This is a genomic window from Dyella sp. 01N448, assembly GCF_056399225.1.
This window is the reverse complement of sequence record NZ_JBFTQX010000019.1, coordinates 19286-30488: the sequence shown is the minus strand read 5'-3', so window position 1 is coordinate 30488 and position 11203 is coordinate 19286. Positions and strand designations below refer to the sequence as shown.

The window sequence follows — 11203 nt, the reverse complement described above, 5'->3', positions numbered from 1 at the left end:
CCGGGTCGGTGCGTGATCGTGTGTCTTCATCGCGTTGGCGCTTACAGGGTCTTGCGCGTCAGTCGCGCCTTGCCGTCGGCGCCATGCTCGACGGTGATGTCGTATTGCTTGCCGCGGAAATGCACGCCCTTGAGCTGCATCGATTTCCACGCGGATGGCAAGGTCGGTGCGTAGGCCTGGGTGAGGCCATCGTCATCGATGCGCAAGCCGCTCAGTCCGTAGACGAAGCTCTGCACGAAACCGGCGGAGGTGGCGAGGATGTAGCCCGCGTTGTTCGCCACCGTTTCGGTGCGCACGTTGAACGGCGGCTTGAGGAAGCCCACCAGGTTTCGCTGGATCCAGTCGTTGGCGCCCTGCGCGTCGCCCAGTTCGGCCGAGCCTACGGCCAGCATCACCATCATCATTTCGTTCGGATCGTCGCCGTGTTCCTTCAGCTCGTGCAGCTGGAAGTCGAAATCGTTGCGGCGAATCTGCGGCGTCATCGGCAGGTCGAGGTTGGGATACATCAGCCATGCCAGCGACGAACCCATCCAGGTGATCTTGTCGTGCGGCACCGACGCATCGAAATCGAGATGGCGCTGGTTCTTCTCATCGAACGGAACATACATCTTGTCGGCGATCACGCTCCACTGCGGATCGGCGTTTGCGCCCACCTTCTTCGCCGCCTTCACCGCAATGCGCAGCGCCTTCTGCGCCACCGCATTGGTGAACGAGTCGTTGGGTACGTCGTCGTAGGCTTCGTCGGGCGAGGTGACGTGGTGGATCTCGTAGCGGTCGCTGGCCTTGTCATAGCTGACGCGGCTGGCCCAGAAGGTGGCCACCTGCTCGATCACCGGCCAGCCGACCTGCTTCAGCCACGCCTCGTCGCCGGTGGCGTTGTAGTACTGCCACTGCGCGATGGCGATGTCGGCATTGACGTGGACCTCGCGGAACACGCCGTAGGCAAAATGCGGTGTGTAATCCTTGCCGGTTTCCGGATCGGATTCCCACGGATACATCGTGCCCTTCACGCCGTACTGCCTGGCGCGATCCTGCGCGGGGCCGATGGTGCGGTGACGGAACATCACGATCGGCTTGGCGCGTTCCGGATGCAACAAAAGCAGCGCGGGGAACACCCATGAATCGCTGTCCCAGAACGCATGGCCAGCGTAGCCCGGCGTGAGCGCACACGCGCCCATCGGCCAGCTCGTGCCCACGGTGGTGTTGGACAGCAGATAGTAGAGATCCGAATGCACCGCCTGCTGCACCTTGGCATCGCCCTCAATGCGGATATCCGACTGCCACAGCGTATGCCACGCGGCCTGATGCTTGGCGAGCAAGGCGTCGAAGCCGGTCTTGCGCGCCTGCGTGGCGAGTGCGAGATCGGCCTGCGCATTGCCGCCCCAGCCTTCGCGCGACGCGGCGATATATTTGGTGAAGGTGTAACTCTGGCCCTTGTGCAGCCTGGCCTTGAGGTTCAGTGAGAGCTTGTACGGCCCCTTTTCGAGCTGCACGTCTTCGACGCCCAGCCCCTTGGGCAGCTCAACCGCCACCGCCTGCGCCACGGCGACGCCTTGCTCGGCGCGTCCATCCAGCCACAGCGTAAGCGTCTTGGTGTCGCCACCGTTGGACTGGATGCGCACCACGCCCGGGTACCACACGGCCGCGCGATCCGGCGTCGGCACGGGTTTGTTGTCCAGGTTCTGCCCGCTGGCGATCACCGCGGCGATCATCTCGTCGCCAGTCATCTTGCCGATGGGGAAGCGCGGCTGGTGTTCCGACCACAGGCGAATGGGAAAGGTCAGCTGCACGCTGCCGTCGAACTGCGGCGTGAGCGTAAGGCGCGTGGCGGCAAGATGCCCCGCGTCCTGGCTGACGAAGGTGGTGACCTGCACGTCGGTGGACTTGTTGGCGTAGACGAAGCGGTACTTCGTGCTCAGCGTGGCGCCGTACATGTCCAGCGTCTGCGAGTAGTCGGTGAAGATCTCCTTCGCCACGCGGGTGGAATTGAGCCAGCCGCCACCGGGGTTGTAGTCGATCTCGTTCCAGCCGGGCATGGCCGCGGGACGGGCGATATCGTCCTTCGCATAGTCCATGGTCGCGACCATGTAGCCCATGGTCGGTTCGGTGCCACGCACCGAGGTGAGCGTGGAGTAGTAGCCGTTGGCCAGGTAACTGGGGAAATAACTGCCAAATTGTTCCGACGTGCCGGTGAGCACAAAGCTGGGATCGGTGGCCGCGCTGACGCGGGCGGCAACAAACAGCAGGCCTATGGCAGCCGCGCGTGGCAGTTGTCGTAGCGGGGACTTCATGGGGCGCGTCTTCCTTGTTCCATCGGGTGATCACTCGCGCGCTTAGCGGGCGGGTCCAAAAGGATTGGTGATGCCGGCCATCCACGGATCGTGCGTGGCGGTGCGCCAGCGCGCGAGCTGCGTGCGTACGTCGGCCAGCACGTGGGCATGGCTCGCCTCGCCGGCCAGGTTCACTACTTCGTCCGGGTCGGCGTGCAAATCGTAGAGTTCTTCGTCGGGGCGATGCTCAAATGCTTCGAGCGTGCGCTTGCCCAGACGGGCGCCCGGCGTGCTCGTGATGGCCTTCCACGATGGCGATAGCGCCACGTCGCTGGCAATCGGCACGCGCAGGCTGGGCTGAAGATTCAGGAAATAGCTGTAGCCCCGCGTGCGCAATGAACGGGTGGGGTAGTACTGATCGATCTCGTGGAACGAGTGCGTGGCGAACACCTCGTCCCAGCCGCCGGGCGTTGCCTGCTCCAGGATCGGCAACAGCGAACGGCCGGGCAGCGGCAGATAGCGATAGCCCTGCGGCGGCGACACGCCGGCCCAGTCGAGGATGGTGGGCGTGATGTCGATCCAGCTCACCATCGCGTTGTTGCGGATGCCGCGACGCGTCGCCTTCGGCGCTCGAACGATCAGCGGCAGATGGATGCCTTCGTAGTAGAGATTGTCCTTGGCGCCGGGAAACGGGCGGCCGTTGTCGGACAGATAGATCACCAGCGTGTCGTCGGCGTGCCCCGAGGCCTGCAGTTCGCGCAGCAGGATGTCCACGCCGCTGTCCATCCGGCTCACCGCTTCGTAGTACTGGGCGAGGTCCTCGCGCACGCCCGGCAGGTCCGGCAGATGCGAGGGAATGGTCACCTCCTGCGGCCGATAGCTCATGCGCTGAACTTCCGGCCAGTCGCGCGTGTTGCCGAACTGCGAGGCATCGCCGGCGCGATGCGGGTCGCTGTAACCGATGGTAAGAAAGAACGCCTTCGCACCCTGAGCGCGCATCCACTGCCCGGCGGCATGCCCCATGGCGGCCACGTCGCGGTTACCCGCTTGCTCCGGCAATAGCCACGCATCGTAGGCAAGTGCGGCCTCCGGCTTCACATGCAGCTTGCCCACCAGCGCAGTGGCGTAGCCGTGCTGCTTGAGCATCCACGGCAGCGTCTTGACGTCTTCCAGCAGCGAGAAGTTGTGTACGTCGTGCGCCAGGCCGTACATGCCGTTGGTATGCGAGTACAGGCCCGTATACAGCGTCGAGCGGCTGGAGCTGCACGACGACACCGAGGCATAGGCATCGGTGAACAAGGTACCTTCGCGTGCCAGCCGATCAAGTGCGGGTGTATGTACTGCCGTCCCCACGCCGGACATGTCGTAACCGTGGTCATCAGCGACGATCAGAAGGACGTTGCGTGCCCCCGTCGTCCGGTTGCCAGCGGCTGCCGTCCACTTCGATGTCAGCGCGGCTCCCGCCGCCACCACGCCCGACGCCAGGAACTGGCGGCGCGTGAAACTCACGCCGCACCCTCCGGTGCCAGCAAGGCGGGCAGGGCCGATCGGTCGGTTTCGCGCTTGAAGAAGAACAGCGTCACCAGGATCAGCGTCATCGGCACCAGCGAAAAATAGAACGCGTGGATGCCGCCGAAGTTGGTGAAGACGATGGCGGTGATGCGCGAACCCAGCGTGCCGCCCAGCGCGGAGAAGATCACGATAAGGCCGGTCATGGCGGCGTGCGAGGGCTTGGGCAGCGAGCTCAAGGCCACCGAATTGATGACCGGGTAGATCGGCGCCATCAGCAAACCGATCAGCGGGATCAGGTAGGCAGCGACAGGCGCGTTGAACCAACCCACCTCCGTGCCAGTCGCGGGATGGCTCGCCAATGGAAGTACCAGCAGGATCAACGCGCCCATGCCCACCACGCACAGATTGAGCAGCACGTGCCACGACATCCGGCGAAGCAGCTGCCCGGCAAGAATGCGACCCAACGCCGTCGCACCGGCCAGGATGCTCGCCATCTGGATGCTCATCGCATTGGGCAGCTTGAGGATCTCGTTGTTGAATGTCGGCAGCCACGTGCTGAAGCTCTGTTCAATCAGCACGTAGAGAAACGCCGACAGCAGGAAGACGTACACCAGCGTGCGCATCAGCAGTCGATACATGTCGCGCATGGCCTGCACCAGCGACAGCGGCGAGCCGCCATGGGCTGCCGTTTCATCCAGCTGCGCGCCCGACAGCAGCGCAATGGTGCCGAAGCACATCAGGGCCAGCACCCAGTACACGTTGAACCAGGATGGGTTGGCCGGGTTGCCGTGGTCGATGAACGCGCTGAACAGCCAGCCGCTGGCCAACACGCCCAGCATGAACAGCCCTTCGATGGTATTGGTGAGGCGACCATGCTCGGCCTTGCTGTCAGTCAGCAGGCCGATGGAGGAATACACGGCCACCTTCGCCAGCGCGAACGACACGCCGACGCAGGTGAACAATAATTCGGTGGTGTGAAAACTCGGCAGCAGCGGCATCAGCACGCAGGCGCTGCCCACGATGCCCAACGCCAGCATCATCGCGCGGCGGTAACCCAGCCGTGGCAGAAACGAGGCCACCAGGAACGAGGTGAGGGCGATCGGCAAGTCCTTGAACAGTTCCAGCAGGCTGGCCTGCGGCTTGTCGATACCGAAGGTGTGGATGGACTGCAGGATCACCGTGCCGACACTGTTGAGCAGTATCGCGAACACCATGTAAATCGTCGCCAACGCCACGACCATGCGGAACCGGTTCATGCACACCTCGTAATGAGGTTTAAAAAGGTCCCGGTCCGCCGCACTAGTGGCGGACCGGGACAGTCGAGGGAAGTGCTCTTTAGAACTTGTACTTGACCTGCAGGTTGACCTCGCGACCTTCGATCGAGCGCGCCAGAATCACGCCGTTGGTGCTGGCGAAGCCGAACAGGCGCGAGTTGCCCTCCGTCACGCCGATCTCGTTGGTCAAGTTAGTGCCTTGCAGGTTCACCTGCCAGCTCTGGCCGATGTTGGCCGTGGCGCCGAAGCTCCAGCTGTAGTAATCGCCCAGCGGCTGCTGTTCGATCAGGTCGCCGTAGCGATTGCCCACGTACTCATAGGTGATCCAGAACTTCATGCTGCCGAACGAGGTGGGGAAGTCGTACGACGGCGTCAGGCGGCCCTGGAACTTGGGCTGGCGCTGCAGCTGCATGCCATCGAGGCTGGCGCAGGCCTCGGTGCCATCCTGCGTCATATAAGGCGTGCAGGCGGCGCTGTGGGTGTAGTGGCCGTCCATGTAATCGCCGCTGAGGGCGAGCTGGAAGCCCGGAACGTTCGGGATCGGCTTGAGCACCGTGGTGAAGTTGATGCCCTTGGTGGCCGAGCCGTAGTCGAACGAGAACTGCTGGCCATTGCCCTGGGTGATCGTGTAGGGCACGTTGTAGAACAGCTTGCGGTACGCGTTCACATCCAGGTACACCCAGTCCGCCTGGTATTTGTAACCCACTTCCATATTGTGGATCTTGTTGATCGGCTGGCTGGGCAGGCCGCGCAAGTCATCGAAACCCGGGAAGTGCACGCCGTCGTTGATACGGGCGTACACGCTCATATTGCTCTGGATTTCGTAGTTGGCGCCGATGGTCCACGAAGGCGCGGTCTTGGCGTAGTTGATGTAGTTGTTGCCGCCCACCACGTACTGCGAGTTGTTGTTGTAGAGCGTGGTCGGGTTGTTGTCCAGATCGCCCGTGGCAGTGTTCTGGATGCGGCCATTGGCTTCCTGGCGCTCCACGCGCACGCCGGCGTCGAACAACCACTTGTCGAGCTTCCACGAGTCGGTGAGGAAGAAGGCGGTGTTGAAGCCGTTCCACGCCTCACGAATGGCCGTGGACGGGCCGCTCACGAAACCACCCGGGCTGGACAGCACATCGCCATTGCTCAGCGACACAGCGATCGGGCTGGGGTTGTTCTTCGCCTGCAGCAACATGTTGTTGCCCAGGAACCAGGTGTCGTGATCGTTGTAGACCGCGGTGTAGTTGCCCACGGTCAGCGTGTTGCCGTCGAAGATTTCCTTGCTGATGTGGAACTCGTTGGTGGCGCCCTGGATGCGCTTGTGCACATACCACAGGCCTTGCGTGGTCACGTTCTGGTTCATGTCCGCCGCCTGGCCGTTGTTGGTGTACACGGCGGTGGCGGTGGTGCCGGCAGGAAGGCCGTTGGCGGTGATCTGGTCGTCGATATAGCTGCTCAGCGTCTGCGGGTTGGCGCCCGTGCTGAAGAAGGCGGTCGTGTTCATCTGGCCGCCGGTGAAATTGAACTTGTCCGAGACGTTCCAGTTGTCGCCAAAGGTCAGGTCCAGATTGCCGCCCACGGAGAAGATGTCCGCACCGCGGCCGTCGGCCAGGTTCACGTGCTGGCCGCCGGGCTGGCAGCCGGCCGTGTTGCAAGGCGTGGTCTGCAGGAAGTTGTACTGATCGGCCTTGCTGCCGAAGGTGCCGGTGAGCGCATCGAAGCCGGGGTAGTTTTCAAACTGGCCGCGGCCCGGATTGAGGATCGGCGTATCGGTGACGAACTGGTTGTGGTCCTTCAGGTCGCGCGCATAGAACATGATCGAGCCGCTGTCGCCGAAGTTGTGCGTCAAGGTGGCAGTGAGCTGGCCACCCTTGTCGGCATCGAACTGCGGATCGCGCACGCCGTCGGACTTGCGCCAGAAACCGCCGACGCTGCCGTACCAGCCATCGGCGATCTTGAAGCCGTAGAAGCCGTCCAGGCGCACCAGCCCTTCCGAGCCGTAGGTGACGCCGACATCGCCGCTGGGCGTATCAGTGCCTTCGCGCAGGATGAAGTTCGCGGTAAGGCCGGGCTGGCCATTGCCGTACAGCACGGCCGGGCCGCCGAGCACGAATTCGGCGTGGTCGATGGTGTCGTCCAGACGGAACATCGAGGAGTTTTCCATGAACGACAGCGTCGGCATGGGATACAGCGGCGAACCATTGAGCTGGAAGGTCACGAACGGGGCATCGCCACCGCCCGGGAAGCCGGCCACTTCGATGTTCGCACCGGTCTGGCCGCCCGAGGATTCCGGAAACACACCCGGCGCCATCTTCAGCAGGTCAGCGGAGCTCTTGGGATTGAATTCGCGAATCTGGTCGAGCGTGGCAGCGGTGACCGAGTACGAGGTGTCGATCTTCTTCAGGCCGCCCGCCGTGGCGGTGCCGGTGACCACCACCTGGTCGAGATTGGTGGCGTTCTTCTGGTTGGCCGCCGGAGCGGCTGGCGCTGCCGATGGACCTTGGGTCTGTGCCGGCGGAGCCTGCGCTGCGGGTGCCGCATCCTGCGCGTGCAGAGAACTGGCGACGAGCAAAGCAGCAATGCTGGTGGCAAGCAGCCTACGAGTCATGCGTTGCGTGTTCATGGTGTTTCCTCCCCATCAAAGAAAAGCAGTTGTAGTGTTTCTTAGGAGTGGTACTGCACGCTGTCAGAAGGGTCCTGATCAGTGGTTCGACACGGCCTCCGCCGCCGTTCCCGGAACGGTCGGTGGTCGGTTGAGATAGCGCTGGATATCGAACGCATCGATACCCGCCAAAATGTCCTCGGCACGCGCAAGCACGGTGGCATCGCCGACACCCACGGCACGCATGCCGGCGGCCAGGATGCTGTCGACGCCGGCAGCGGCATCCTCCACGCCGAGGCAGGCTTGCGCTGCGACGCCAAGACCCGATGCCGCCGTCAGAAAGATTTCCGGATGCGGCTTGGAGTGCGTGATGCGCGACGCATCGACCACATAGTCGAACAGTTCGGCGATGCCCAGCCGCTCCAGCAGCAGCGGGGCATTGCGGCTGGCCGATGCCAGTGCGGTGCGCAGGCCTGCCGCGCGTACGCTTTCCACGGCATGACGTGCGCCGCTCAGCAATTGTCCCGGGCCGAAGCAGTCGATCTGTGCGACGTAGTAGTCGTTCTTGCGGTCTTCCAGTACGCGTTTCTCGCGCTCGGAATAGGCGTGCGGCGCGCGCTCCAGCAAAATCTCGAGCGAACCGCGGCGGTCCACGCCTTTCATGCGTTCGGCGATGTGTTCGTCGAACGGCGCGCCGATGTCGTGCGCCAATTGTTCCCATGCAGCGCGATGCACCACGGCGGTATCGGCGATCACGCCGTCAAGGTCGAAGATCACGGCCTGCAGCGGCGCTTGCTCGAGTGCGCGATGCGGCATCGAGATCGATTCGCCATGGCGCAGGCGCACTGGCTCACCGGCATGGCTGAAGCGCACGCTGTCGCCGCGCGTGACGGTGTAACGCACGCCGGTGCGATCCACTTCCACGCGAAGATGACCCTGCTGCCAGGCGACGCCAAAGCGATAGCGGTGCCAGGCGTCGGGCAGTTGCGGGCGCAGGCGCAGTTCGCCGTTCACCACGCGCATGCCGCCGTATCCCCAGGCCAGCGACAACCAGCTGCCGGCCATCGCGGCCATGTGCAGTCCGTGCGCGGCATTGCCGTGCAGATCGTCCAGATCCACGCGCAAGCTGTCCTGGAAGTAGCGCCAGGCCTTTTCGGTTTCGCCCACTTCCGCGCCCATCACGCCGAAGGTGGAGGCGGACAAGGTCGAGTCGTGCACGGTGACGCCTTCGTAATAGTCGAAGTTGCGTCGCTTGGCGGCGAGGCTGACCTCATCGCCGGCGAGCATCAGCGCGAGCAGCGCATCGGCCTGCTTGGCGACCTGGTGGCGATAGATGGTGAGCGGATGCAGTTCCAGCAATAGCGGACGCTTGCCTTCGCCGTCCGCGTGCGCCGGCATGCGCGGCTTGTCGAGGAAGGTGTCGTCCTGCGGAAAGATGCCGAGCTGCGCATCTTCGGCCAGATACATCAGCTCCGCGGCACGCTGCCACTGCATGATCTCGAACGATTCCAGGCCGATGCGGCGGGCCAGTTCCGCGTAGGTATCCGGCGCCGAGCCGGCCAGCCAATGCGCCACCGCAGCCGCGTCGCGCAGATGTCGTTGCGCCATGCGGTTGGTGTAATGGTTGTTGTCGACCAGCGCGGTGTATTCGTCGGGACCGGTCACGCCATGGATGCAGAACGCCCCGCCGCGACGCGGATTGAAGTGGCCGATATCCAGCCATATGCGCGCCGTTTCGAACAGCATCTCGGCGCCAACGTCGCGCAGAAAGGCGTCGTCGCCGGTGGCATCCACATAGTGGCGGATCGCCCAGGCCACGGCGGCGTTGATGTGGTACTGCGCCGAGCCGCTGGGAAAATACGCGGAGCACTCGTCGCCGCTGATGGTGCGCCACGCATACAGCGCGCCGCGGGCGTGGTTGAGTTCGCGTGCATGGGCGCGGGCGCGCTCCAGCGTGCCGTGGCGGTACATCAGCATGCTGCGCGCCACATCGGGTGCAAGCGCGACCATCGCCGGCAGCATGAAGGCCTCGGCATCCCAGAAGTAGTGGCCTTCGTAGCCTTCGCCGGTGAGGCCCTTGGCCGCGGTGGTGCCCTGGCCATCGCGACTGCTGGACTGGAACACGTGGAACAGGTTGAAGCGCAGCGCCTGTTCGGTGGCCGGATCGCCATCGATGGCCAGATCGGCGTTATGCCACAGCTGTGCGAGTGCCTGGGTCTGGCGCGCAAGCAGGGCGTCGTAACCTTGCGTGCTCGCTTGCGAGAGTGCGCTGGTGGTGAGCGCTAGCAGTTGGGCGTCGGTGTCGTCGCCCTCGGGCTGCGTCCAGGCGTAAGCGACATATTTTTCGAACGACACCGATTGACCCGGCGCCAGCTCGCCTTCGAACACCTGCATCACGCCATGCTGCGCGAGATTGGCGAGGCGAAAGCCCAGGCTGTCATCGATGATCGCGTGCTGCTGCATGCACGCCACGCGGATGTTGCTGTGGGCGGTGCGCTGAAGCACGTGGGCGAGCAGGTCGCCCGCTGCCGCGTCGATACTGGCCAGGCCGCCGTCCACGCGCGTGCCGATGCGCGGGTCGTCGCCTTGCTCGGTGGCGTGGCGTGCCGTGCTGATGCAGGACTCCAGCGTGATCGGCCCGGAGTAGTCGATCGACTGCACGCGATAACGGATCGCCAGCAGGGCGGCGCTATCGAAACTGACGATGCGTTCGGCATCGATCAGCAAGGTCGCGCCGTCGGGCGAGCGCCAGCGCAACTGCCGGCGATAACTGCCGCTGCGCAAGTCCAGGGCTCGCTCGAAGTGCAGCCACTCGCCGTCGCCAAGGCGTACCGGCGTGTCTCCAAGGCGCAGATGGATGCGCGTGCCGTCGGCGACCGGAATGCGGGTGTCGGTATGGGCGGCGAAACCGGGAAAACGCTCGTGATACTCGATCGGCGTGCGTTCCCAGGCGCCAGCCAGGAAACAGGCCTGACTCGGGCTGTCGCCTTCCTCCAGTCCGCCGCGCACGCCCAGGGCGCCGTTGGAAAGGGCGAACAGGCTTTCATCCTGCGCGAAACCGGCAGGATCGGCGTTCTCACGGGTGACCACCCAGGCGTCGCGCAAAGCACAGCCAAAGGGCGGCAAGACCTGCGCCGTTTCTGGTTGATCCAACGTCTCTCTCCGCTCTTATTTTCTGCTTTTTGGCGGGACCACTAGAGGCGTGGACCAGCCTGGCTTTTTGGTGTGCGGGCGGAGCTTCGCAGCAAATGTTATCGATATCAAGATATCGATAACATTTGCTGCGGCACAACATCGTTGCGCCTGAAATCGATCTCATGGATGGTGTGTTGCGAGCGCAAGGTCTTGCGCCACCGAAAGAGCGCGTGCCGGCTGGGCAAGAGGTAGGGGAGCGATGTTTCCATACGGTGTTGGACGTTGGCAGTGCAAACCACGACACTGTCGGGGTTTGCCAAGGTTGGCCGTCGTGCGGATGCCGTGCGATCGCTCACAAGACATTGGGGCCAGGTCTTGAGTCGTCAGCAAAAGAATCGCCAGGGCGCCACGCCTTCCGCCAG

The 11203-nt window shown here is 63.8% G+C and carries 5 protein-coding genes; all 5 read right to left on the bottom strand.

Annotation, left to right across the window (positions count from 1 at the left end; translation table 11 throughout):
- Window positions 1-41: 41 nt before the first annotated feature.
- A complete protein-coding gene (locus tag AC1DKY_RS19645; RefSeq protein ID WP_441605345.1) occupies window positions 42-2291 on the bottom strand; it encodes a glycosyl hydrolase family 95 catalytic domain-containing protein in 2250 nt (749 codons plus the stop codon).
- 42 nt (window positions 2292-2333) lie between these two features.
- Window positions 2334-3779, bottom strand: coding sequence for a sulfatase family protein (locus tag AC1DKY_RS19640; RefSeq protein ID WP_441605344.1), 1446 nt, complete (start codon window positions 3777-3779; stop codon window positions 2334-2336).
- Entirely contained in the window at window positions 3776-5038 is a 1263-nt protein-coding gene (locus tag AC1DKY_RS19635) for an MFS transporter (RefSeq protein ID WP_441605343.1), read from the bottom strand. Before AC1DKY_RS19635 ends, AC1DKY_RS19640 begins: the two co-directional genes overlap by 4 nt.
- A gap of 79 nt (window positions 5039-5117) precedes the next feature.
- Window positions 5118-7652, bottom strand: a complete 2535-nt coding sequence (locus AC1DKY_RS19630) for a TonB-dependent receptor (RefSeq protein ID WP_441605342.1) — start codon at window positions 7650-7652, stop codon at window positions 5118-5120.
- A 93-nt stretch (window positions 7653-7745) separates the two neighbouring features.
- On the bottom strand, window positions 7746-10799 hold the full coding sequence (gene pgmB, locus AC1DKY_RS19625; protein ID WP_441605341.1) for a beta-phosphoglucomutase: 3054 nt from the start codon (window positions 10797-10799) through the stop codon (window positions 7746-7748).
- Between the last annotated feature and the right edge of the window lie 404 nt (window positions 10800-11203).

What these genes read in the sequence shown, in the direction of transcription:
- AC1DKY_RS19645 (WP_441605345.1), bottom strand. Translation starts at nt 2,291, where the DNA reads ATGAAGTCCCCGCTACGACAACTGCCACGCGCGGCTGCCATAGGCCTG.
- AC1DKY_RS19635 (WP_441605343.1), bottom strand. Translation starts at nt 5,038, where the DNA reads ATGAACCGGTTCCGCATGGTCGTGGCGTTGGCGACGATTTACATGGTG.
- AC1DKY_RS19630 (WP_441605342.1), bottom strand. Translation starts at nt 7,652, where the DNA reads ATGACTCGTAGGCTGCTTGCCACCAGCATTGCTGCTTTGCTCGTCGCC.